At 71.4% G+C, this 23,897-nt stretch carries 17 protein-coding genes and 1 tRNA gene; 9 read left to right on the top strand and 9 right to left on the bottom strand.

The window, feature by feature from the left end; all coding sequences use genetic code 11:
* Positions 1-181 precede the first annotated feature (181 nt).
* Positions 182-2,935 carry a phosphoenolpyruvate carboxylase gene (gene ppc / locus DXZ73_RS19050; RefSeq protein ID WP_240351755.1) on the top strand — a complete coding sequence of 918 codons (2,754 nt, stop codon included), beginning with the start codon at positions 182-184 and terminating at the stop codon, positions 2,933-2,935.
* Between the two features lie 177 nt (positions 2,936-3,112).
* Here the strand turns inward: ppc and pth are convergent, their stop codons facing one another.
* The 6 genes from pth to DXZ73_RS19020 form a co-directional block, all read right to left on the bottom strand.
* Positions 3,113-3,703, bottom strand: a complete 591-nt coding sequence (gene pth, locus DXZ73_RS19045) for an aminoacyl-tRNA hydrolase (RefSeq protein ID WP_116212183.1) — start codon at positions 3,701-3,703, stop codon at positions 3,113-3,115.
* Positions 3,704-3,785: 82 nt separating this feature from the next.
* Positions 3,786-4,358, bottom strand: coding sequence for a 50S ribosomal protein L25/general stress protein Ctc (locus tag DXZ73_RS19040; RefSeq protein WP_116212182.1), 573 nt, complete (start codon positions 4,356-4,358; stop codon positions 3,786-3,788).
* A gap of 184 nt (positions 4,359-4,542) precedes the next feature.
* Positions 4,543-5,520: a ribose-phosphate diphosphokinase gene (locus DXZ73_RS19035; RefSeq protein WP_116212181.1), complete on the bottom strand. Its 978-nt coding sequence runs from the start codon at positions 5,518-5,520 to the stop codon at positions 4,543-4,545.
* A 74-nt stretch (positions 5,521-5,594) separates the two neighbouring features.
* Positions 5,595-7,061, bottom strand: a complete 1,467-nt coding sequence (gene glmU, locus DXZ73_RS19030) for a bifunctional UDP-N-acetylglucosamine diphosphorylase/glucosamine-1-phosphate N-acetyltransferase GlmU (protein ID WP_116212180.1) — start codon at positions 7,059-7,061, stop codon at positions 5,595-5,597.
* 115 nt (positions 7,062-7,176) lie between these two features.
* Positions 7,177-7,248 (bottom strand) — tRNA-Gln (locus tag DXZ73_RS19025).
* Between the two features lie 29 nt (positions 7,249-7,277).
* A complete protein-coding gene (locus DXZ73_RS19020; protein WP_116212179.1) occupies positions 7,278-7,955 on the bottom strand; it encodes a hypothetical protein in 678 nt (225 codons plus the stop codon).
* Between the two features lie 155 nt (positions 7,956-8,110).
* Here DXZ73_RS19020 and DXZ73_RS19015 point away from each other — a divergent pair, with 155 nt between their 5' ends.
* Complete coding sequence (locus tag DXZ73_RS19015) at positions 8,111-9,475, top strand: sensor histidine kinase (protein ID WP_116212178.1); 1,365 nt, start codon at positions 8,111-8,113, stop codon at positions 9,473-9,475.
* A gap of 99 nt (positions 9,476-9,574) precedes the next feature.
* Here DXZ73_RS19015 and DXZ73_RS19010 read toward each other — a convergent pair whose 3' ends face one another.
* Complete coding sequence (locus DXZ73_RS19010; RefSeq protein WP_116212177.1) at positions 9,575-10,081, bottom strand: SUKH-3 domain-containing protein; 507 nt, start codon at positions 10,079-10,081, stop codon at positions 9,575-9,577.
* 4 nt (positions 10,082-10,085) lie between these two features.
* On the bottom strand, positions 10,086-10,625 hold the full coding sequence (locus DXZ73_RS19005) for a YwqJ-related putative deaminase (protein ID WP_116212176.1): 540 nt from the start codon (positions 10,623-10,625) through the stop codon (positions 10,086-10,088).
* Between the two features lie 364 nt (positions 10,626-10,989).
* Between DXZ73_RS19005 and DXZ73_RS19000 the strand changes: the two genes are divergently transcribed.
* The 3 genes from DXZ73_RS19000 to DXZ73_RS18990 all read left to right on the top strand — a co-directional run bounded on the left by DXZ73_RS19000 (position 10,990) and on the right by DXZ73_RS18990 (position 16,024).
* A complete protein-coding gene (locus DXZ73_RS19000) occupies positions 10,990-11,967 on the top strand; it encodes an HNH endonuclease (protein WP_116212175.1) in 978 nt (325 codons plus the stop codon).
* Between the two features lie 7 nt (positions 11,968-11,974).
* A complete protein-coding gene (locus DXZ73_RS18995; RefSeq protein ID WP_116212174.1) occupies positions 11,975-14,935 on the top strand; it encodes an SUKH-4 family immunity protein in 2,961 nt (986 codons plus the stop codon).
* Between the two features lie 195 nt (positions 14,936-15,130).
* Complete coding sequence (locus DXZ73_RS18990) at positions 15,131-16,024, top strand: cellulose-binding protein (protein ID WP_116212173.1); 894 nt, start codon at positions 15,131-15,133, stop codon at positions 16,022-16,024.
* A gap of 210 nt (positions 16,025-16,234) precedes the next feature.
* On the opposite strand, the gene DXZ73_RS18985 is transcribed toward DXZ73_RS18990, so the two are convergent.
* The gene (locus DXZ73_RS18985; protein ID WP_116212172.1) at positions 16,235-17,944 is read right to left on the bottom strand and encodes a lytic transglycosylase domain-containing protein; all 1,710 of its coding nucleotides are present in this window, start codon (positions 17,942-17,944) and stop codon (positions 16,235-16,237) included.
* A 499-nt stretch (positions 17,945-18,443) separates the two neighbouring features.
* Between DXZ73_RS18985 and DXZ73_RS18980 the strand changes: the two genes are divergently transcribed.
* From DXZ73_RS18980 to DXZ73_RS18965, 4 genes are all read left to right on the top strand, one after another.
* Positions 18,444-19,232: an ABC transporter ATP-binding protein gene (locus DXZ73_RS18980; RefSeq protein WP_116212171.1), complete on the top strand. Its 789-nt coding sequence runs from the start codon at positions 18,444-18,446 to the stop codon at positions 19,230-19,232.
* Positions 19,229-21,793, top strand: a complete 2,565-nt coding sequence (locus tag DXZ73_RS18975) for an ABC transporter permease (protein WP_116212170.1) — start codon at positions 19,229-19,231, stop codon at positions 21,791-21,793. Before DXZ73_RS18980 ends, DXZ73_RS18975 begins: the two co-directional genes overlap by 4 nt.
* A 150-nt stretch (positions 21,794-21,943) precedes the next feature.
* Positions 21,944-22,486: a DUF1697 domain-containing protein gene (locus DXZ73_RS18970; RefSeq protein WP_116212169.1), complete on the top strand. Its 543-nt coding sequence runs from the start codon at positions 21,944-21,946 to the stop codon at positions 22,484-22,486.
* 704 nt (positions 22,487-23,190) lie between these two features.
* A complete protein-coding gene (locus DXZ73_RS18965) occupies positions 23,191-23,889 on the top strand; it encodes a DUF4097 family beta strand repeat-containing protein (protein ID WP_116212168.1) in 699 nt (232 codons plus the stop codon).
* Positions 23,890-23,897 lie beyond the last annotated feature (8 nt).

The raw sequence follows: 23,897 nt of genomic DNA, 5'->3' as shown, positions 1-23,897 counted from the left end.
CGGGACCGTAACCTACGGCTTCGTAAGTATGGCAGGGCAAAGCTCCGGAGCAAGAGGGCTGTGGACAACCGCGCGTCGGGCGGCGACCTATGCTGGTGACCGTCGGACAGCGCGGTCCGCGAACCCTCCAGACGTGCCAGAAACTCTGCAAGGAGCCGCACCTGTGAGCAGTGCCGACCCCATCAGCCTCGCCGCCGAGGAAACCCCGCGGAACGACGCCGAAGCACAGCGCAGCGCCGCCCTGCGCGCCGACATCCGGCGCCTCGGCGACCTCCTCGGCGAAACCCTGGTCCGCCAGGAGGGCGAAGAGCTCCTCGCCCTCGTCGAGCGCGTCCGGGCCCTCACCCGCACCGACGGCGAGGCCGCAGCCCGGCTCCTCGGCGACACCGACCTGGAGACCGCCGCCAAGCTCGTCCGCGCCTTCTCCACCTACTTCCACCTCGCCAACGTCACCGAGCAGGTGCACCGCGGCCGCGAGCTCCAGGCCAAGCGCGACGCCGAGGGCTCGATACTCGCCCGCACCGCGGACCAGCTCAAGGACGCCGACCCCGACCACCTCCGGCAGACCGTCGAGAACCTCGGCGTACGCCCCGTCTTCACCGCCCACCCCACCGAAGCCGCCCGCCGCAGCGTCCTCAACAAGCTCCGCCGCGTCGCCGAGCTGCTCGACGCGCCCGCCGCGGCCACCGGGGACAAGCGCCGCACCGACCTGCGCCTCGCCGAGAACATCGACCTGCTCTGGCAGACCGACGAGCTCCGCGTCGCCCGCCCGGAGCCCACCGACGAGGCCCGCAACGCCATCTACTACCTCGACGAGCTGCACGCGGGCGCCGTCGGGGACGTCCTCGAGGACCTCGCCGCCGAGCTCGACCGCGTCGGCGTCGCCCTCCCCGCCACCACCCGCCCCCTCACCTTCGGCACCTGGATCGGCGGCGACCGCGACGGCAACCCCAACGTCACCCCCCAGGTCACCTGGGACGTCCTGATCCTCCAGCACGAGCACGGCATCACCGACGCCCTCGAACTGGTCGACCTCCTGCGCAGCGCCCTCTCCAACTCCATCCGCAACAGCGGCGCCACCGAGGAACTCCTCTCCTCCCTCCAGCGTGACCTCGAACTCCTCCCGGAGATCAGCCCCCGCTACAAGCGCCTCAACGCCGAGGAGCCCTACCGCCTCAAGGCCACCTGCGTCCGCCAGAAGCTCGTCAACACCCGTGAGCGCCTGGCCCGGGACACCCCCCACCAGGAAGGCCGCGACTACCTCGGCACCGGCGAACTCCTCGCCGACCTCCAGCTGATCCAGGACTCCCTGCGCGCCCACCGCGGCCGCCTCATCGCCGACGGCCGCCTGGAGCGCGCCCTGCGCACCCTCGCGGCCTTCGGCCTCCACCTGGCCACCATGGACGTCCGCGAACACGCCGACGCCCACCACCACGCCCTCGGCCAGCTCTTCGACCGGCTCGGCGAGGAATCCTGGCGCTACGCCGACATGCCCCGCGACTACCGCCGCAAGCTCCTCGCCAAGGAGCTCCGCTCGCGCCGTCCGCTCGCCCCCATGCCGGCCCCCCTGGACGCCGACGGACAGAAGACCCTCGGCGTCTTCCACACCGTCCGCCAGGCCCTCGAACGCTTCGGCCCCGAGGTCGTCGAGTCCTACGTCATCTCCATGTGCCAGGGCGCCGACGACGTCTTCGCGGCGGCGGTGCTGGCACGGGAGGCCGGGCTGGTCGACCTGCACGCCGGCTGGGCCAGGATCGGCATCGTCCCCCTCCTGGAGACCACCGACGAGCTCAAGGAAGCCGACCGGCTCCTCGACGAGATGCTCGCCGACCCCTCCTACCGCCGCCTCGTCGCCCTGCGCGGCGACGTCCAGGAGGTCATGCTCGGCTACTCCGACTCCTCCAAGTTCGGCGGCATCACCACCTCGCAGTGGGAGATCCACCGCGCCCAGCGCCGCCTCCGCGACGTCGCCCACCGCTACGGCGTACGGCTGCGCCTCTTCCACGGCCGCGGCGGCACCGTCGGCCGCGGCGGCGGCCCCACCCACGACGCGATCCTCGCCCAGCCGTGGGGCACCCTCGAGGGCGAGATCAAGGTCACCGAACAGGGCGAGGTCATCTCCGACAAGTACCTCATCCCGGCGCTCGCCCGCGAGAACCTGGAACTGACCGTCGCGGCCACGCTCCAGGCCTCCGCGCTGCACACCTCGCCGCGCCAGTCCGACGAGGCGCTCGCCCGCTGGGACGCCGCCATGGACACCGTCTCCGACGCGGCCCATGACGCCTACCGGCGGCTGGTCGAGGACCCGGACCTGCCCGCGTACTTCTTCGCGTCGACGCCCGTGGACCAGCTCGCCGAACTCCACCTCGGCTCCCGCCCCTCGCGCCGCCCCGACTCCGGCGCCGGGCTCGACGGCCTCCGCGCCATCCCGTGGGTCTTCGGCTGGACGCAGTCCCGCCAGATCGTCCCCGGCTGGTACGGCGTCGGCTCCGGCCTCAGGGCCGCGCGCGAGGCCGGGCTCGACACCGTCCTGGACGAAATGCACGAGCACTGGCACTTCTTCCAGAACTTCCTCTCCAACGTGGAGATGACGCTCGCCAAGACGGACCTGCGCATCGCACAGCACTATGTCGACACGCTCGTCCCGGAACCGCTGAAGCACGTCTTCGACACGATCAAGGCGGAGCACGAGCTGACCGTGCAGGAGGTTCTGCGCATCACGGGGGAGGGGGAACTCCTGGACTCCAGCCCGGTGCTGAGGCAGACGTTCCATATCCGGGACGCGTATCTGGATCCGATCTCGTATCTGCAGGTGACTCTGCTGCACCGGCAGCGGCTCGCCGCGGAGCGGGGTGAGGTGGCGGATCCGACGCTGTCGCGGGCGCTTCTGCTGACGGTCAACGGTGTGGCGGCGGGCCTTCGTAACACCGGCTGACGCCGGGTCTTTCCCCTACCCGCCCCTTCCCGAACTGGGGCTCCGCCCCAGACCCCGAAGCACGCTTCGCGTGCTGTCCTCAAACGCCGGACGGGCTGATTCAGCCCGTCCGGCGTTTGAGGACGCGCCCGCAGGGCGCTTCCGCCGCAGGCGGCGAACCGGCCCGCAGCAAGGGGGCTACGAGTTGTACGTCCCCTGCGCCCGCTCCAGGCCGTCCACAATCAGTGTCTCGACCGCGTCAGCGGCCCGGTCCACCTCGAACGCCAATTCCTTGCGCTCCGTCGACGAGAAGTCCTTCAGGACGAAGTCCGCCACCTGCATACGGCCCGGCGGGCGGCCGATGCCGAAGCGCACCCGGCAGTAGTCCGGGCCCATCGCCTTGGTGATCGACTTCAGGCCGTTGTGGCCGTTGTCGCCGCCGCCCAGCTTCAGCCGCAGCTGACCGAAGTCGATGTCCAGCTCGTCGTGGACCGCGACGATCCGCTCCACCGGCACCTTGTAGAAGTCCCGCAGCGCGGCCGTCGGCCCGCCCGACAGATTCATGAACGACATCGGCTTCGCGATGACCACCCGGCGACTCGACGGCCCCGGCGCGCCCAGCCGGCCCTCGACCACCTGGGCCCGCGACTTGTGCGCCTTGAACTTCGCCCGCATCCGCTCCGCCAGCAGATCGGCCACCATGAAGCCGACGTTGTGGCGGTTCGCCGCGTACTCGGGGCCCGGGTTGCCCAGCCCCACGATCAGCCAAGGGCTCGTATCGTCCGTCATCCGAACATTCTCCTCCATAGCCAACCGCCGCCCCACTCGGGAAGAGCGGGACGGCGGCAGGGAAGAACGAGGGAAGCCTGGATCAGGCCTCGGTGCCCTCGGCCTCGGCGGCCTCGGTCTGGGCGCCCATCACCTGGAGGACGACGGTGTCGCCGTCGACGGCCAGGGTGGTGCCGGCCGGCAGGACGACGTCCTTGGCCAGAACGGAGGCACCGGCCGACAGGCCCGCGATGTTCGCGACGACGGCCTCGGGGAGGTGGGTGGCCTCGGCCTCGACGGTCAGGGTGTTCAGGATGTGCTCGAGCAGGTTGCCGCCCGGGGCCAGCTCGCCCTGGGTCTGCACCGGAACCTCGACCGTGACCTTCTCGCCCTTGGCGACGACCAGCAGGTCGACGTGGACCAGGAAGCCCTTGAGCGCGTCACGCTGGACGGCCTTGGGGATGACCAGCTCGGTGCGGCCCTCGATGTCCAGGGAGAGCAGGACGTTCGGGGTCTTGAGCGCCATCATCATGTCGTGGCCCGGCAGGGTCACGTGAACCGGCTCGCCACCGTGACCGTAGACAACGGCCGGGACCTGACCGGCGACACGGGCGCGGCGGGCGAAGCCCTTGCCGAACTCGCGGCGGATCTGTGCGGGGATCTTGACCTCGGACATACGCACTCCTCGTAGGAAGAAAAAGGATCTGACGGCCGTTACCCGGCCCACGACAGACCTGCTACGAAGAGCGCGTCGATAACGGACCGCCGCACCGAAAAAGTGCGGCCTCCCTCGCCGAGCAACTTGTGCAGTGTACCCGGCGGGGAGGCCGCCCAGAAATCGATCAGTCAGGAGGGCGTGACTACGCCTGCTCCTCGAAGAGGCTCGTCACCGAACCGTCCTCGAAGACCTCGCGCACCGCGCGCGCGATCGTCGGGGCGATCGACAGCACCGTGATCTTGTCGAGCTCCAGCTCACCCGGCGTCGGCAGGGTGTTGGTGAACACGAACTCGCTCACCTTGGAGTTCTTCAGACGGTCCGCGGCCGGGCCCGAGAGCACACCGTGCGTGGCCGTCACGATGACGTCCTCGGCACCGTTGGCGAACAGGGCGTCCGCGGCGGCGCAGATCGTGCCACCGGTGTCGATCATGTCGTCGACCAGGACGCACACGCGGCCCTTCACATCACCGACGACCTCGTGCACCGTCACCTGGTTGGCGACATCCTTGTCACGGCGCTTGTGGACGATCGCCAGCGGCGCGCCCAGACGGTCGCACCAGCGGTCGGCGACGCGCACGCGGCCGGCGTCCGGGGAGACGACCGTCAGCTTGTCGCGGTCGACCTTCGCACCCACGTAGTCGGCGAGGATCGGCAGCGCGAACAGGTGGTCCACCGGGCCGTCGAAGAAGCCCTGGATCTGGTCCGTGTGCAGGTCGACCGTCAGAATCCGGTCCGCACCCGCCGTCTTGAACAGATCGGCGACCAGGCGCGCCGAGATCGGCTCACGACCACGGTGCTTCTTGTCCTGGCGCGCGTAACCGTAGAACGGCACGACCACGGTGATGGAGCGGGCCGACGCGCGCTTCAGCGCGTCGATCATGATGAGCTGCTCCATGACCCACTTGTTGATGGGAGCCGTGTGGCTCTGCATCAGGAAGCAGTCGGCACCGCGGGCCGACTCCTGGAAGCGGACGTAGATCTCGCCGTTGGCGAAGTCGAATGCCTTGGTCGGGACCAGGCCTACGCCCAGCTGGTGCGCGACCTCCTCGGCAAGCTCGGGGTGGGCGCGGCCGGAGAAGAGCATCAGCTTCTTCTCGCCGGTCGTCTTGATCCCGGTCACAGCACAGTCTCCTTGGATGTCGCTTTGTGTGCGCTTATCACGGTACGCCCCGCACGACGCGGCCCGTGTCACGGTCACTGTTCGGCGTCGGTCTCCCGACCGTCCTGCTGAGCGGCGGAAGCGGCCTGTGCGGCTGCGCTTCCCGGGCGCTTACGAGCCACCCAGCCCTCGATATTCCGCTGCTGTCCACGTGCGACGGCCAGCGAACCCGGGGGCACATCCTTGGTGATGACCGAGCCGGCCGCGGTGTACGCGCCGTCCCCGATCGTGACCGGAGCCACAAACATATTGTCCGAGCCGGTCCGGCAGTGCGAGCCGATCGTCGTGTGGTGCTTCTTCACACCGTCGTAGTTCACGAAGACGCTCGCCGCGCCGATATTGGTGAACTCGCCGATCGTGGCGTCGCCGACGTAGGAGAGATGCGGCACCTTGGTGCCCTCGCCGATCACGGCGTTCTTCATCTCCACATACGCGCCGGCCTTGGACTTCGTCCCCAGCTGTGTGCCGGGGCGCAGATAGGCGTACGGGCCGACGTTCGCGCCCTCGCCGATCAGCGCGCCGTCCGCGACGGTGTTGTCCACCACCGCGCCCGCGCCGACCGTGGTGTCCTTCAGCCGGGAGTTCGGGCCGACCTCGGCGCCGGTGGCGATGTGCGTCGCGCCCAGCAGCTGGGTGCCCGGGTGGACGACCGAGTCGCGCTCGAACGTCACCGTCACGTCGACCAGCGTCGACGCCGGGTCCACGACCGTCACGCCGTCCATCATCGCCACGTGCAGCAGCCGCTCGTTGAGCAGCTTGCGCGCCTCGGCGAGCTGGACGCGGTTGTTGATGCCCAGGATCTCCCGGTGGTCACCCGCCACGGCCGCGCCCACCCGGTGCCCGGCCTCGCGCAGGATGCCCAGGACGTCCGTCAGATACTCCTCGCCCTGGCTGTTGTCCGTACGGACCTTGCCCAGCGCGTCGGTGAGCAGCTGCGCGTCGAACGCGAAGACGCCGGAGTTGATCTCCCGGATCGCGCGCTGCGCGTCGGTGGCGTCCTTGTGCTCGACGATCGCGGTCACGGCGCCGGTGGCGGCGTCCCGCACGATGCGGCCGTAGCCGGTGGAGTCCGGGACCTCGGCGGTCAGCACGGTGACGGCGTTGCCGTCGGCGGCGTGGACGTCGCTGAGCTTGCGCAGCGTCCCGCCGGTGAGCAGCGGGGTGTCACCGCAGACGACGACCACGGTGCCGTCCAGCACGACGCCGCTGTTGCCGAGCTCCTCCAGCCCCATGCGCACGGCGTGGCCGGTGCCGTTCTGCTCGTGCTGCACGGCGGTGCGGACGGTGGGGTCGATCTCGGCCAGGTGCGCGGAAACCTTCGCGCGCTCGTGGCCGACGATCACCACGAGGTGCTCGGGGTCCAGCTCGCGGGAGGCGGCGACGACGTGCCCGACGAGGGAGCGGCCGCAGATGGCATGGAGGACCTTGGGGGTCGCCGACTTCATGCGGGTGCCCTCACCCGCTGCGAGGACGACGACGGCTGCCGGGCGGTTGGCGCTCACGGGTGTGCCCTTCGGCTTCGGGTGGTGGACATCCGAAGGATACCGGTGCGTTTGAAGGCCGAAACGCGGGCGGGCCCCGACCTGGGGGTCAGGACCCGAGTATTCGAACTTTGAGCTCCCCTGCCAGGACTCGAACCCGGAAAGGCGGCACCAAAAGCCGCAGTGTTGCCAATTACACCACAGGGGATGGTAAAGCGGGTTAAACTGGACATTCCGTCAAGTCGACCGCTTGGCACACAACACTATGCCGTACCACCAGCCTTCGATGCGACGGTATAGATCGGCGCCCTTCAGGACTCGCACGACGAGGCATCCCCGGTAGTCCTCTCCGACGTTCTTGCGGACGGTCTTCGGGTTGTGTTTCTTGAGCGTGGTTTTGTCGAGGCTCGTGACGTCGATGCCGACGAGGTCCGCCCAGAATTTCTCGGCGCCCGCTACGTCGGCGGACTCGTGGATCATCACGCGGTACCGCAGGCGCTCCGGCTCGACGTGCAGCAGCTCGAGCCATGCGAGATAGACGGTGATCATGCTGGGGTCGCTGTTGATGAAGACGGTCACTTCCTGGGGCCGGTGCGCTTTGCGCTTCGAGCCCTCCGACCAGTACAGCCCGACGCCGACCAGGAACAGCTCCCGGTCGGTCATCCGGCCTATCTCGCGAACCGCGGCCTCTTTCGTCTGCTGGCGCACCAGAGCGCGGGTCTTGCGATACGGCTCCCAGCGCGCCTCCGACATCGCCTGCATCTGCTCCGCCGTCTTCTGCGGCTTGGGAAGATCCCTCACCCACAGCGACACCGAGCTCTTCGCCACCCCCAGCTCCGCGACGATCTCGTCGTACGTCCTGCCCGCCAGCCGTAGCTCGCGGGCGCGTGCCTGTAGTTCCGTCTTCGCTTGCATGGGCCCAGCCTCGTCGCGCACACCTCCACATGTCCCGAAAACATGCCCGATTAAATAGTTCGAGGGATAACAGTGCATTTCCACCCTCTTCGCACGCGCATCGTGCTGCCGCACGGACGGGAAAACCGGTGGCGGGCGCCCGTAGTCTGGGTGGTATGACCACAACGGGGGCAATCGCGGAGGCAGGCGCGCGGGGCGCGCCCGGGGGGCCGTGGTGGTGGGAGCGGCGTCGGGGTTTCGTGCTGGACGTGACGCTCGCGCTGGTGTCGGCGCTGGAGTGCACGGCGGAAGGGATCGGCTTCGCCAAGGACGCGGGGCTGCCCGCGGCGGTCGGCTTCGCCATCGGGCTGCCGGCCGGGGCGTCGCTGGTGCTGCGGCGGCGGTGGCCGATAGCCGTGGTGCTGCTGTCGATCGCGATCACACCGGCCGAGATGGGTTTCCTGCTGGGCATCGTCGGGCTGTACACACTGGCCGCGGCCGATGTGCCGCGGCGGCTGACGGTGGTGCTGGCCGGGGCGTCGGTCGCGGGGACGTTCGTGGTGACGTTCGTGCGCTTCCACCAGGACATGACGGAGGACGGCTACCGGCCGGGCATGTGGCTGATCGTGGTGTTCTCGGCGCTGATGGCGCTGGGTCTGTCCGCGCCGCCCGTGCTGCTCGGCCTGTACGTGGGGGCGCGCCGCCGCCTCGTCGAGAGCCTGCGCGAGCGGGCGGACGGGCTGGAGCGCGAGCTGGCGCTGCTGGCGGACCGGGCGGAGGAGCGCGCGGTGTGGGCCCGCAACGAGGAGCGCACGCGGATCGCGCGGGAGATGCACGACGTGGTGGCCCACCGGGTGTCGTTGATGGTGGTGCACGCGGCGGCGTTGCAGGCGGTGGCGCTGAAGGACCCGGAGAAGGCGTCGAAGAACGCGGGTCTGGTGGGTGACATGGGCCGCCAGGCGCTGATGGAGCTGCGGGAGATGCTGGGGGTGCTGCGGACGTCGTCGGACGGCGCGGTGGCCGCGCAGTCGTCGGCGGCGGAGTCGCAGCGGCTGGCGGAGGTCGCGGCGGCGGCTTCGGCGCGGGTGTCGGTGAGTGCGGCGGCCGCCGGGGCGGACGAGGCCGCGGGCGGTGACGGTCCGTGTCTCGACGGGCTGGAGGACCTGGTGGGTCAGTCGAGGGCCGCGGGCATGGCGGTCGAGCTGTGCGTGGAGGGCGAGGAGCGTTCGCACGGCGCGCGGGTGGAGAGCACGGCCTACCGCGTGGTGCAGGAGGCGCTGACGAATGTGCACAAGCACGCGCCGGGTGCGAAGGCGATCGTGCGGGTGGCGCACCGGGAGGACGAGGTGGCGCTCCAGGTGGAGAACGGTCCTTCGGACGGCGGCGCGGACGTCGGTCTGCCGAGCGGCGGCAACGGCCTGGTCGGGATGCGGGAGCGGGTCTCGGCGCTGGGCGGGGTGTTTGTGGCGGGTGTGACGGATGTGGGTGGCTTCCGGGTCTCCGCGGTGATCCCGTCCGGGGAGGGGCGGATGGCGGCCTGAAATAGGCCGGTTCCTGCCCTGTTTTTGGCTGATTCCCGACCCCGCCGGGTGTGGCCCGGCGCCGCCGGGGCCGGGCGCCCCGCGGTGCTCCGGGCCGCGCTACGCGCGCGGTCCCGCCGAGAGGCGGGAGGGGCGGGCGCCGGTGACGAGGGCGCCGATGGCGTGGTCGATGTCGGAGCCGAGGTACCAGTCGCCGGTGTGGTCGAGGCTGTAGACCCGCCCGTGCGTGTCGATGGCGAGCAGCGCCTGGCCGTCGGCCTCCTGGCCGAGGGGGCACACCTCGGCGCCCAGCGCGCGGCCGAGGTCGGCGACGGTGCGGGCGAGGTGGAGGCCGTGCAGCGGGTCGATGTGGAAGGGCGTCGGCGCGATGTGGCGGCCGGGCCCCGGGGCGGTGATGTGGAGCCCGCCGAATTCGGCCCAGGCCTCGACCGCGGCGGGGAAGACGGTGTGCCGGTGGCCGGCGGGGGAGGTGTGGGCGCGCAGGGCGTCGGCCCAGTTCTCGGCGGCCTTGATGTCCCAGCGGCCGGGCTGCCAGCCGGCCTCGCGGAGGGCGGCGTCGACGGCGACGGGGAAGCGGGTGGCGGCGGTGCGTTCGAAGGCGCGCATGGGGTCAGCCCTTGCCGTTGGTCGGGGCGGCGGGGTCGACGCTCCGTACGCCGAAGTGGGCGAGGAGAGCCGTACAGGAGCGGCAGGGGGGCGCGTAGCCGCCGTGCCGGGGGTCGCCGTCCTCGCGGATGTGCCGGGCGGTGAGTTTGGAGTGTTTCAGGGCGCGTTTCGCTTCCCCGTGGGTGAGCGGTTTGCGGGCGGCGCGTTTGCTCCGGCCCGCTTCGAAGGCGCTGAGGTAGCGGGTGAGGAGCACGGCTTCGGGGCAGCGGCCGGTGAAGCGTTCGCGCCGGTCGCTGGTGAGCGTGTCGAGGAAGTCCTGGACGAGCGGGTGGAGCGTCGGCGGCTGGTCGGCCTTGCCCGCGGTGCAGGTCAGGGTCTCGCCGCGGACGGAGAGCGCGGCCGCGACGGCGGGCAGGATGCCGTCGCGGCGGTGCAGCAGCGCGGGCGGTCTGTCCGCGTCGTCGGTGGCGCTCCAGGTGAGCCGGGGGTCTCCGGGTGCGGAGGCGCGTTCGTTCACGGGCTGGCGGTCCTGAGTCGTGTGCATGGTGGTTCTTCCCTCCCGTGCAATCCCCCTGTTGCGGGGATCAGCCTGCCAAATGGGGTGGCGGGTGTGGAAGTCAGGTCGGGGTTGGATGCGTGCCGTGTGGTGTTCATGTGTCGCGTGATCACTATGGGATGTGGTGCCTGGCGGTGATCGCCGGGGTCGGGGTCGTGCGGTGCGGTGGGTGTGGTCCGGTGCGCGGACCCCGCCTTGCGGCACCGCTTAGGCTGTGCGCACGGGGTGTTCTCGGCCATGGGGACACCGACCGGCCGGGCCGCCCCGTGGCGCGGCCGGTGGCCCGGTGGCCCGCGGTGTCCGCCGCACTTGTCCGGGCGTCAGGTGACAGAGTCAGCAGGGGGCAACCGCCATGACGACAGGTCGGCTCGGGCAGCACGCCGCGCCACCGAACACGGCCTATGCCGGGCAGGTCGTGCACTTCCCGGATCCGGTCCGTGCCGCGCGCTACCCGAAGGGCGTGCGGGTGGACGAGGACGGTTTTCCGGATTTCTCGCCGTACGCCCGGGCGGCCGCGGAGATCGCGGAACCGCCGGAGGGTTTCGGCGTCGACGAGCTGCGGCTGACGGACTACGTGTCGGCGAACGCGGCGCAGCACGCGGCCGGGCACGAGCTGTGGGCGAGCCTGCCGTGTGTGGCGACGCCGCACGGCTGGACGTGGCACCACGTGGCGGGCACGCGCCGGCTGGAGCTGGTCCCGGTCGAGGTGAAGGTGCTGCTGCGGCACCACGCGGGGCTGGCGACGGCGGCCGTGGACCAGGACAAGCGGGGTACGCGGCCGTTGCAGGAGACGCGCCCGGTGCACTTCGCGCTGCCGCAGCGGGATCTGGCGGTGACGGAGGAACAGGTCCAGGGCGTCGAGGAGGATCTCGGCTACCGGCTGCCCGGTGCGTACCGCGCCTTCCTGAAGGCGGCGGGCGGCTGCGCGCCGGTGGGTGCCGCGCTGGACGCGGAGCTGGGGCTGCTGATCGACCAGCCGTTCCTCACGGTGCGGGACGAGGCCGCGGTCAATGACCTGGTCTATGTGAACAAGTGCCTGCGCGATCACTTCACCAAGGACTATCTGGGTGTCGGTTTCGTGCAGGGCGGTGTGCTCGCGGTGAAGGTGAAGGGCGAGGCGCTCGGCACGGTGTGGTTCTGCCCGTTCGACGACGCCCGCGACCAGGACGGCTGGACGGTGCAGGAGCGGGTGGAGCGGCTGCTGCTGCCCTGCGGCGAGGACTTCGACGCGTTTCTCTCGCGGCTGGCCGGCGGCCCGCCGGAGCTGGAGACCGTCGCGAACCTGATGGTCGACGGTGGCTTCGCGTACGCCGTCCCGGTGGAGGGGTGAGCGCGGGATGGTGACGTTCGCGCAGGCGCAGGAGCGCGCGGAGCGCTGGGTCAACGGCGATGTGCCGGCGTATCAGCACCGCGAGGTGCGGGTGCGGGAGTTCGATCTGGGTTTCGTGGTCTGGGCGGAGGACCGCGAGGACGGTCCGAGGTCGGACGGCGGCCTGGCCCGCCTGGTGATCGCCCGGGACAGCGGCGAGACGACGCTGTGGCCGGGGCTGCCGGTCGGCGAGGTGATCCGCCGGTACGAGGAGGAGTACGGGGCCGTGGACGAACAGGTGCCGGCGGCGTCGGACGCGCCGCCGAAGCGGCTCGATCTGGAGGCGACGTCCTTCCTGCTGAGCCCGCCGCAGTGGTTGCAGGACGCGGCGGACGCGATGGGCATCCCGGACCGGCGGTCGACGTCGGGTGCGGGTGCGGCTTCGCCGCCTTCGGCCACGTCGGGTGTGTCTCCCCTGCCGGGGGTCCCGGCTGCGCCGGGCTCGGATTCGTCCGCGGGTGTTCCGGCGGGTGCGGCTTCCAGGCCAGGGGCTCCCGCTTCGGCGGGTACGGGCTCCGGTATGTCCGCCGATGCTTCGGCGCGGCCGGACGCGGGGGCGGCTTCGTCGCCTTCGGGCACTTCGGGTTTGTCTTCCGCGCCGGGAGTTCCTGATTCGGCGGGTACGGGTTCCGGTGGGTCTTTGTCCGCGGGGGGCGCCGGAGCGTCGGCCTGGTCGGACGCGACGTCCGGGCCCGGGACGGACGCGTCCGACGGCAGGGGCATGGCCTCGGCGACTCCCGGGCTTCCGGACGCGTCTCCCGCGCCGGGTGCCGGTTCCGACGGCCCTTCCGGCGCTTCGGTGTGGCCGGACGCCGACCCCTCGGCGACTCCTTGGGCCGGGGCCGACACGAACGCGGGTGAGGACGACGGGGACCGTTCCGTCGGGCTGCCCGCCACGGTGCTCGCTCCCGCTCTGTCGGGTACGGACGAGGACGACTTCCCGGCTCCGGGCGTCCAGCCCGAGGCCAAGACGGCGCTGATGCCCGCGGGCAGCGCGCTGCCGCGCACGGCGATCGCCCCGGCGATCGAGGACCCGGCGGGCCCGGCCACGCCGGGCGCGCGGGCCCCGGGTGCTCCGGGAATGCCAGGCGCGCCTGGCGGCCCGGGCACGCCCGGGCAACCTCCGTACACTCCCGGTGCTCCCGGTGCTCCCGGTGCTCCCGGTGCTCCCGGGGTCCCGAGTGCCCCGAGCGCCGGCGTGCCGCGGCCTCCGGGTGTGCCCGGTCAGCCCCCCCACGCTCCGGGTGTCCCCGGGGCGCCGGGGGTCGGTGGGCCCGTACCGCCCGCGGCTCCGGGTGCGCCCGGGACCGGTGGGGCGCACGCGGCGGCCACGATGCTTGCAGAGCCCGGTGGCCCCGGTGGCCCCGGTGGTCCCGGTGTGCCCGGTGCTCCCGCGCGGCCGGGCGCGGGTGGGGCGCAGGTTCCGCATGCTCCTGGTGCGCCCGGTGTTCCGGGGCAGCCTCCCGGTGCGCCTCGTGTTCCCGGCGCTCAGGTCCCGGCCGCTCCGCAGGCCCCCGGCATCCCGGGTGCCCCGCAGGCTCCCGGTGCCCCGGGAGCTCCCCGGCCTCCGGGCGCCCCACAGGGCCCCGGTGCCGCGTACGCCGCGACGATGCTGGCCACCCCGGGTACCCCCGGCGTGCCCGCCGCTCCGGGCGCTCCCGGCGCTCCGGGACGGCCTCCCGCCGCCCCGCAGCCTCCCGGGCAGCCCCCGCAGGGTCCCGGTGGGGTGCATCACGCCGCCACCATGCTCGCCGGGCCCGGTACGCCGGGCGGCGGCGGTGGTTCCGTACCGCACGCTCCCGGCGCTCCGGGTGTTCCCGGGCAGCCGCCCGCGGCCGGCGGGCCCGGCGGCGCGCACCACGCGGCCACCATGCTCGCGGGCCCCGGCACGCCCGCCGCGCCGCAGGGGCCGGGACAGGGTTACGGCTATCCGCAGCAGCCGCCGGCCGGGGTGCCCACGGTCGGGCCCGGGTACATGGCGGTGTTGCGCTATCGCGCGGCCGACGGTTCCGAGCAGCAGCTCATCCGGCGCAGCGCGCCGGGGACGCCGCACCCCGAGTGGCAGATCCTGCACGAGCTGCGGGCGATGAACGTGCCGCCGCAGCAGGTGCTGGAGCTGCACACGGAGCTGGAGTCGTGTGATCTGCCGGGTGGTTACTGCGCCCGCATGGTGCGGGAGACCTGGCCGCAGGTGCGGATCAGCCACACCGCCGCGTACGGCCGGGATCTCGCGACCCGGCAGCAGGGCATGCGGCATCTGATTGAGCATCAGGGCGAGCTGCACCAGGTCGCCGACGGCCCGGCGCGGCCCGCGCCGAACCGGGTGCCGCTGTCGGCCCCCGGTCAACTTCCGCCGGTGGGGCCGGACGTCATGGCCCGGGAGCTGGCGGAGTCGTTCGGCCCGCAGGGCGTGTTCCGGTTCGAGCAGCGCGCGGTGTCGCGGCAGGGCGTGCCGGACGTCGTGGCGCAGACGCTCGTCTGGGCGGGTCTGCCGGTGGACTTCGGCCCGTTCTTCTGGGGTCAGGCGCAGCCGGGCCGTCCGGTGCCGACGCTGGCGGAGCTGGCGGCGGAGCGCGGGGTGCGTCCGGCGCCGGATGCCGGGTCGTATCTGGTGATGGGCAGCGACTACGGTCGTCAGCTGTGTGTGCAGTACGGCACGGCGCACATCGTGGCCGTACCGATGGAGGCGGGGCCGGACGGTGGTTCCGTGCCTCCTCAGTTCGTCAACACGAGCCTGCCGCAGTTCGTTCGCTCTTTGGCGCTGCTCGGCAAGATGTGGCGCTGGCGCTACGGTCTGACGCCGGAACAGGCGGGCCGCTGGACCGCGGACTTCCAGGAGCAGCTGGCGGCGCTGGATCCGGCCGCCATGGCGTCACCGGAGAATTGGTGGGCGGTGCTGGTGGAGCAGATGTGGGACGGTCTCTTCTAGGGGCCGGCCGATGTGTCGACGGCGCGGGGCGTTCGACCCTTGGAGAAAGGGGCGGGCGCCCCGCGCCGTAGGCCGGTGCGACCTTGTGGGAGGAAGCGGGCGGAGTGTCGGGTTCTGGGCACTCGCGTCGTCCAGGAATGATGTGCGCCGGACCGCGTCGCATACCGGTTGTCCGGGATATAAGGGGCTTCGAGGATGAGTTCATCGGTATCTCCTGACGGTTTCACCGTGGTACGGGGCCGTGGTTACCGCCCTGAACAGGTGGAGCGCGCCCTCGCCGAGTGCGCGCGGCGGCGGGACGAGTCGTGGGAGCGCGCGGCGCGGCTGACGGTGCTCGCGCGCGAGATGGAGGACGAGGTCGCGCGCCTGAGGCAGCTGGTGGAGCAGCTGCCGCCGCAGACGTACGAGTCGCTGGGCCACCGGGCGCAGGGCCTGCTGTACACGGCGCAGGCCGAGGCGGCGGGGCTGCGGGAGCGGGCGGAGGCCGCGGCGACGTCGCTGATGGACGCCGCGGACGCGCACGCGCGGGCGGTGCGGGACGCGTCGCACGAGTACGGCACGGAGGTGCGCGCCGAGGCGGAGGACTGGGCCCGGCAGGCGGGTCTGGCCGCGCTGTCGGTGGCCGACGACGTCCGTGCGGTGGCGCAGCGGGAGGCGAAGGCGCGGCGCACCGAGGCGGTGGCGGCGCTCAAGGAGATGCGGGAGCGCACGGCCGACGCGCTCGCCGAGCAGGAGAAGGACCACGCGGAGCGCTGGGACGCGGCGGGCCATGAGATCGCCGAGCGCGAGGCCGGTCTCGACGTCCGCGTCGCGGCGATGGAGGAGTACGGGCGCAACGCCCTGGCCGAGGCGCAGCGGCGCTACGCGGAGGCGGAGGAGGCCGCGCGCCACGGCCAGGAGGACGCGGAGGCACAGGCCGCGGCGCTGATCGCGCAGGCACGGGTGCGCGAGGAGCGGATCGTACGGGACACGGAGCGGGTGCTGCGCGAGCACGAGGAGCGACGCGAGGAGCTGCGGTCGCACATGGCGCATGTGCGGCATTCTTTGGCGGCGCTCACGGGTAAGCCGGTGGCTGACGCGGCGGATTGAGTGGGTGCGGTTGTCTTCCGGGTGCGGGTTTGTTGCCGCCTGCGGCGGAGCGCCCTGCGGGCGCGGCCTCAATCGCCGGCCGGGCTGAAATCAGCCCGTCCGGCGATTGAGGACAGCGCGCGGAGCGTGCTTCGGGGTCTGGGGCGGAGCCCCTCACGCGGCGGAGCCGCATATCGGATGCAGCCGGGAAGGGGCGGGGCTGGGGAAAAATCAGCCCGCAGTCGGGACGCTCGGCTTCGCCGAGGCCGGGTTCTCGGTCACCACATCTAGGCCGAGCGTCAGCATCTGAATCCGACCGTCCGCCGTGGCGATGCGCAGCGTGAACGATCCCTGCTTCGCGTCCGCGAACAGATCCGGCAGGGAGACCAGACCCTTCTCGTCCGTCGGCGCGAGAGAGATCGTGCGGACCTTCTTGCCGTTCTCCTTGAAGTAGGGGCCGTCGGTCGCGTCCGTCTTGCCGTTGGTCGCCATCACGGTGGCGGTCAGGGCGACGCCCGCGAGCGGCTTGCCCTTGGCGAGTGCCTGGAGCTGGATCGTGTCGAAGGCGGCGTTGGGCAGGGCCTGGAGGGGCTTCTCGCCGACGCGCTGCACGCTGTCCACCTTGGCCGGCTTGACCGTCGCGGCGAAGTCCATGGGCGTGATGTCCCGGCCCTCGACGGTGGCGCGCACGAAGAACCGCCCCGCCTGGTCGCCCGCGATGACGCTCGGTGCGGCGGCGATGCCGTCCTTGCCGGTGGTGGTGGTGAAGACGATGCCGGTACCGGGGAAGCGGGCCTTGGTGTCGTCGATGGGCTTGATCTCGAAGCGCACGCGTACGCCCGCGGTCGGCTTCCCGCCGTCGGTGAGGGTCCGTACGCGAGCCTGCTCGCCGAACGTCTCGCCCACCGTCGCCGACCACTGCGCGTCCCCGACCCGCTCCAGGCGGGCGGTGGCAGGCGCCGGAGGCGTCGGCTTGTCGGGCTTACCGGGCTTGCTCGGCTCCGTGGGCTTGCTCGGCTCCGACGGCTTGGGCTTGCTCGGGGTGCTCGGCTTCTGGCCCGGCTGCTGCGAGGGCCGCGACGTGCCAGGAGTGCTGGGCGCGCTGGGGGCGTTGCCCGACGGGACGCGCGGCGTGGACGGGTTGCCGGGGGCGTCGGGCAGTGCGGAGACGTCGCCGTTCTGGTACGCGCGCATCCACGCGGTGACGCTTTTGACGTATTCGCGGGAGTTGTTGTAGCTGAGGATCGCCTTGTCGAGATCACCCGGCTTGTTCAGGTCCCGGCCGCCGGCGCACAGATAGCGGGCGGTGCCGAGGGAGGCGTCGTAGATGTTGTTGGGGTTCTTGTAGCCGCCGTTGCCGTCCGAGCCGATGTTCTTCCAGGTGGAAGGTATGAACTGCATGGGGCCGACGGCGTGGTCGTACTGTGTGTCGCCGTCCCAGAAGCCGCCGTCGGTGTCCTTGACGAGGGCGAATTCGCGGCCGGTCAGCGCCGGGCCCAGGATCGGCTTGTCGGTGGTGCCGTCGGGGTTGAGATGGGTGCCGTAGATGGTGCCGTGTTCGGACTCGACCTTGCCGATGCCGGCGATGAGCTGCCAGGGGATGTGGCAGTTGGGCAGCTCGGTGCGCGCCTGGGCCTCGGCCTTCTTGTAGGCGTCGAGGGCGGTGGCGGGGATGCCGGTGGTGCCGTCGGGGGTGTTGCCGCCCGGGCCGGGCGTGCCGGGGAGGCCGCCGGGGGAGTGGGGTCTGAGGTCGGGCAGGGCGAGGTTGGGGGTGCCGTGCGGCAGCGACTGGGGGTTGTCGGGGCCGGGGGTGGGCTCGTCGGCGTCGGCGGTGTTGTGCGGAGGGCTGACGCCGACCGCCGCGGTCAGGCTGGCGACGAGCAGGGCCGTGCACAGGCCCTGTCGGGAGACGCTGGCGGCGCGCGTGGGAAGAATCTTCACGGGCTGCTTCCTTCGGAGACCGGCGGCGGGTTCGAAGGGGGTGGCACGTCGCCCCCCTCGGCCATCAAAGCCGAACACTAATTCCCTCTGACCGCAATTGTCTTGCCGCGGGTCAGGCTTCACGTATTCTCCGCGCTCCGTTTCCCGTCGGTGGTCGACCGATGAACGATTGTGTTCGCTTTTCTCATGCTTCGTCCGTTTATATGGACTTGTCGACCCTGAGGGACCGGGCGCGCGCAACGGCCCGACCCTTAGGGGATGTTCCTTCGCGCCTCCTCCTCGCCCCCGCCCCTCGGTCGTACCGCAGCAGGAGGAACGCCGCCCGATCGCTCCCTAGCCTTTCCAGTGACGGCCGAAGCGTGCCGGGGTGGGGTTAGCCCCACCCCGAAGACACGGACAGCCACCAATGTGGCCGTGGCCGGATTCCAGCAGGCTGAGTACGTACCTCAGTGACGCGCGCACCGGGCGCGGCTGACACAGCAGACATAGGAGACCCACCGTGACAACCGCCGTATCGATTCCCAGGACCGGGGGCAGTGGAGGGCATGCGGCCGTCGCGGCGAGGGCCCGTCAGGTCGTCAAGGCGTACGGCGCGGGGGAGACCCGCGTCGTCGCGCTCGACCACGTCGACGTGGACATCGCCAAGGGCCAGTTCACCGCCATCATGGGCCCCTCGGGCTCCGGCAAGTCGACCCTGATGCACTGCCTGGCCGGTCTCGACACCGTCACCTCCGGCGAGATCTTCCTCGACGAGACCCAGATAGTGGGGCTCAAGGACAAGAAGCTCACGCAGCTGCGCCGGGACCGGATCGGCTTCATCTTCCAGGCGTTCAACCTGCTGCCGACGCTGACCGCCCTGGAGAACATCACGCTCCCCATGGACATCGCGGGCCGCAAGCCGGACCGTGAGTGGCTGGACCGGGTCGTCCAGACCGTGGGCCTGGCGGGCCGCCTCAAGCACCGTCCCAACCAGCTCTCCGGCGGCCAGCAGCAGCGCGTGGCCGTGGCCCGCGCCCTCGCCGCCCGCCCGGAGATCATCTTCGGTGACGAGCCGACCGGAAACCTCGACTCGCGGGCCGGTGCCGAGGTGCTCGGCTTCCTCCGCCAGTCGGTGGACGAGCTCGGCCAGACCATCGTCATGGTCACCCACGACCCGGTCGCCGCCTCCTACGCGGACCGGGTGCTGTATCTGGCCGACGGCCGGATCGTCGACGAGATGTACAGCCCGACCGCCGACGCGGTCCTGGAGCGGATGAAGCACTTCGACGCCCGTGGACGGGTGTCGTGACCATCTTCAAGACCTCCGTGCGCAACTTCCTCGCGCACAAGGGACGCATGGCGCTGTCCGCCGTCGCGGTCCTGCTGTCGGTGGCGTTCGTGTGCGGCACGCTCGTCTTCACCGACACCATGAACGCCACGTTCGACAAGCTCTTCGCCTCGACCGCCTCCGACGTCTCGGTCGGCCCGGTCAAGAACGACGACGCCCAGCAGACCGGCAAGCCGCAGACCCTGCCGGCCTCGCTGCTGGCGAAGCTCGGCAAGGTCGACGGCGTCGCCAAGGTCGAGCCGCACGCCACCAGCCAGCAGATCACCGTCGCCGACCGCGACAACGAGAGCATCGGCCCCAGCTCCGGCGCCCCCACCGTGGGCACCAACTGGGACGAGAGCCAGAAGAAGTCCGTCGAGATCACCAGCGGCCACGAGCCGCGCGGCGCCGCCGAGACCGTCCTGGACTCCGACACCGCCGACAAGCACGGGGTGAAGACCGGTGACACGCTCCGCGTGATCGCCGCCCCGGGCGACTTCACCGTGAAGGTCGTCGGCATCGCCACGTACAAGTCGACCAACCCCGGTGCCGCGGTCCTCTACTTCGACACCGCGACGGCCCAGGCCAGGCTGCTGGGCAGCACCACCGAGTACAGCGGCTACGGCCTGACCGCCGCCTCCGGCGTCAGCGACGAGCAGCTCAAGGAGCGCGTCACCGCCGCCGTCGGCACGGGCTACACGGTGCACACCGCAGCGGAGACCAAGGAGGAGAACAAGAAGGACATCGGCTCCGTCCTCGACGTGATGAAGTACGCGCTGCTGGGCTTCGCCGGCATCGCCGTCCTCGTCGGCATCTTCCTGATCGTCAACACCTTCTCCATGCTGGTCGCCCAGCGCACCCGCGAGATCGGCCTGATGCGGGCCATCGGCTCCAGCCGCCGGCAGATCCTGCGGTCCGTGCTGGTGGAGGCGCTGCTGCTCGGCGTCGTCGGCTCGGTCCTGGGCATCGGCGGCGGCATCGCGCTGGCCGTCGGCCTGATGAAGCTCATGGGGTCCATGGGCATGAAGCTCGACATGGGCGAGCTGACCGTCAACGCCACCACGCCGATCGTGGGCCTCGCGCTCGGTGTGATCGTGACCGTGCTGGCCGCCTTCCTGCCCGCCCGCCGGGCCGGGAAGATCTCCCCGATGTCCGCCCTGCGCGACGCGGGCACCCCGGCCGACGGCAAGGCGGGCAAGGTGCGGGCCGCGATCGGCCTGCTCCTGACCGGCCTCGGGGCGCTCGCCCTGGCCGGCGCCGCCAACGCGGACAAGGCGACCGCGGGCGGCGGCCTCATCGCGCTGGGCATCCCGCTCACCCTGATCGGCTTCGTGGTCGTCGGACCGCTGCTGGCCGGGCTGGTCGTCCGCGTCATCAGCGTGGTCGTGCTGCGGGTCTTCGGGCCCGTCGGCCGGCTCGCCGAGCGCAACGCGCTGCGCAACCCGCGGCGCACCGGCGCCACCGCCTCCGCCCTGATGATCGGCCTCGCGCTGGTCGCGGCCCTGTCGGTCGTCGGCTCCTCGATGGTCGCCTCGGCCACCGACCAGCTCGACAAGTCGGTCGGCGCGGACTTCATCATCCAGGACCAGGGCAACAACCCGATCACCCCGGCGACGGAGAAGGCCGTCACGTCGGCCGGTCACATCGACCACTTCACCCGCTACGTCGGTGTCATCGCCAAGGTCACCACGCCCGACGGGAAGACCGCGACCCAGCGGCTCAACGCGACCGACCCCACCTACCCCGAGGACCTGCGCTCGGAGACGGTCCAGGGCAAGCTGAAGGACGCGTACGCCAAGGACGCGATGTCCGTGCCCGAGGGCTACGCCAAGGACCACGGCATCAAGGTCGGCGACCGGCTCACCGTCGTCATGACCGACGGCCGCCCCGCGAAGCTCAAGGTCAACGCCATCACCTCGGACGACACCAGCATCGACAAGGGGGCGATGTACCTCGACATCGCCACCGCGAAGAGCTACCTGCCCGCCGACAAAATGCCGCTGACCGGCATGATCCTAGCCAAGGCCGCCGACGGTCAGACGAAGGAGGCCGCGGCGTCGCTGAAGGCCGCGGTCAAGGACTACCCGCAGATCAAGGTCCGCGACCAGTCCGACTACAAGAAGCTCATCAAGGACCAGGTCGGCCAGCTGCTCAACATGATCTACGGGCTCCTCGCCCTCGCGATCATCGTGGCCGTCCTGGGCGTCGTGAACACCCTCGCCCTGTCGGTCGTCGAGCGCACCCGGGAGATCGGCCTGATGCGCGCGATCGGCCTGTCGCGCCGTCAGATGCGCCGCATGATCCGCCTCGAATCGGTGGTCATCGCCCTCTTCGGCGCGCTGCTCGGCCTCGGCCTGGGCATGGCCTGGGGCATGGTCGCCCAGAAGCTGCTGGCGCTGGAGGGCCTCGGGGTGCTGGACATCCCCTGGCCGACCATCGGCACCGTCTTCATCGGCTCCGCGGTGGTGGGCCTGCTGGCCGCGCTCGTCCCGGCGTTCCGGGCGGGCCGGATGAACGTCCTGAACGCGATCGCGACGGACTAGCGGGCCGCCGCCCCTACGACGGGGTACGGCCGGTACGGGTCGGGGGGCCCGGAACCGGCCGTACCCCCACCAACGGGCCCGGCCCGTACGCGCCACGGGGGTGCGCGTACGGGCCGGGCCTTTTCCCACGCCCTTTCCTACAGTGGGCGGATGGCGATCAAGGCGTACGCGGCGCTTCTCCGCGGCATCAACGTGGGCGGCCACAGGAAGGTCCCGATGGCGGACCTGCGCGCCCTGCTCACCGGGCTCGGGCTCGGTGACGTCCGCACGCATCTGCAGAGCGGGAACGCCGCTTTCACCGGCGTCGAGGGCGACGAGCGGGAGCTCGCCGCGCGGATCGGCCGGGCGATCGAGGACCACTTCGGCTTCGCCGTGGACGTCCTGGTGCGCGACCACGCCTACTTGAAGGCGGTGGCCGACGCGTGCCCCTTCCCGGCGGCGTCCCTGCAACCCAAGCAGCTCCACGTCACGTACTTCGCGGACCCCGTCACGGCGGCCGACTTCGCGAAGGTCGACGGCGAGCGCTTCCTCCCGGAGGACTTCCGCCTCGGCGACCGGGCGCTCTACCTCTACGCCCCGGAGGGCCTTGGCCGTTCGAAGCTGGCGGATGCGCTGGGGAGGGCGGCACGGGGCGTGGCGACGACGCGCAACTGGAACACGGTCAGCAAGCTGGTGGAGTTGACCGGGGCGTGAGCTCGGGCGACAAGTGCCCGTCCCGGAAAGGTGGTTCGCGCCGGAAAGAGCCACTTAGCGGCCCATGAGCCGCTAGGGTCTCCGACAAGCGCACTGCGGTGCGCTCCCCTCCCAGAGGAGTCCCCCTGAGCTCGGGCTTCTCGCCCAGGGGGCCCGATCCGGGTCTCCTCCGGAGCGGCCACCGGCAACGGCCGCACCCGCTGGAGGGGAGCGTCCATGGCGCGCCACCGCAAGAAGCCTCTGCACGAGCGGATCGCCTCGGTGATCCGGGAACTGTGGAGGTGGATGCGGGGCCGGTGACTAATCTGGACTAGCCCGCCCCCAGAAGGATTAGGGGCGGACTGACAGTCCCGGTTCGGTCCTCGCTCGGGAAATGCCGTCCCGGGCGGGGGCCAGTCTTTCTTTACGGAAGTACCCTGCGTTCTCCCACGCCAGCCGGTAATCAGCCCGTCCCCAAAGCCACTAGGGGCGGACCAAGAGTCCCGGCTCGGCGCTCGCCCGTGTTAGCCGTCACGGGTGAGGGTCGCTCCTCTGCCCACAGTAGCGCCCCACGCCCCCTCGCGTCAGCCCGTACCCGCTTATGGCCGCCCGCCGCGTGTCCCCTAGGGAAGAGCTCATCCGCCGGGTCGAGATGCCGGGACGGCCGCGCGCCGAGAATGGACAGGTCAACTGACCCCGTCTCAGAAGAGAGAGCCCGAACCGTCATGGCCCGACGTCTCACCCCTCTTGTCGTTCTCTCCTGCACGGCGGCGGCCCTGCTGACGGCCGGCTGTTCGATGGTCGACGGGCCGACGAAGAAGGCCGAGCGGACGTACACGCTCGACGGCGAGGTCAAGGTCGTCGACGCCGCGACCAGCGGCGGGAACATCACGATCGTCCCCATGGAGAGCGGCGGCGGACCGGTCCGGGTGACGGAGAAGTACGAGTACAGCAGCCGGAAGCCCAGCCCCGAGCACAGCCTCAAGGACGGCCGCTTCAAGCTGGAGCGCGACGACTGCGGCGGATCGGGCCACCGGTGCACGGTGAACGTCGAGGTGCTGGTGCCCCGCACGGTGGCCGTCGACCTGCGCACCAGCGGCGGCAACATCACCGTGCGCGGCACCTCCGGCGAGATCGCCGCGCACACCAGCGGCGGCGACATCACCATCGAGGACTCCGCGGCGAAGAAAGCGGTCGCGCGCACGAGCGGCGGCAACGTCACGGAGACCTTCACCGTCACCCCGGACCGGGCGGAGGGCCGCACGAGCGGCGGCGACGTCAAGATCCACGTGCCGCGCGACTCCTACGCGGTGGAAGCCTCCACATCGGGCGGCACCCGCAAGGTCACGGTCCCCACGGACGACCGCTCCTCACACAGGATCACGGCGCACACGCAGGGCGGGGACGTGACGGTGGCGTCGTGAGAAGCGCA

Origin of the sequence: Streptoverticillium olivoreticuli subsp. olivoreticuli (genome assembly GCF_003391135.1) — a bacterium.
GTDB classification, from domain to species: Bacteria; Actinomycetota; Actinomycetes; order Streptomycetales; family Streptomycetaceae; genus Streptomyces; species Streptomyces blastmyceticus.
This window is presented reverse-complemented; position numbering and strand designations above follow the sequence as displayed.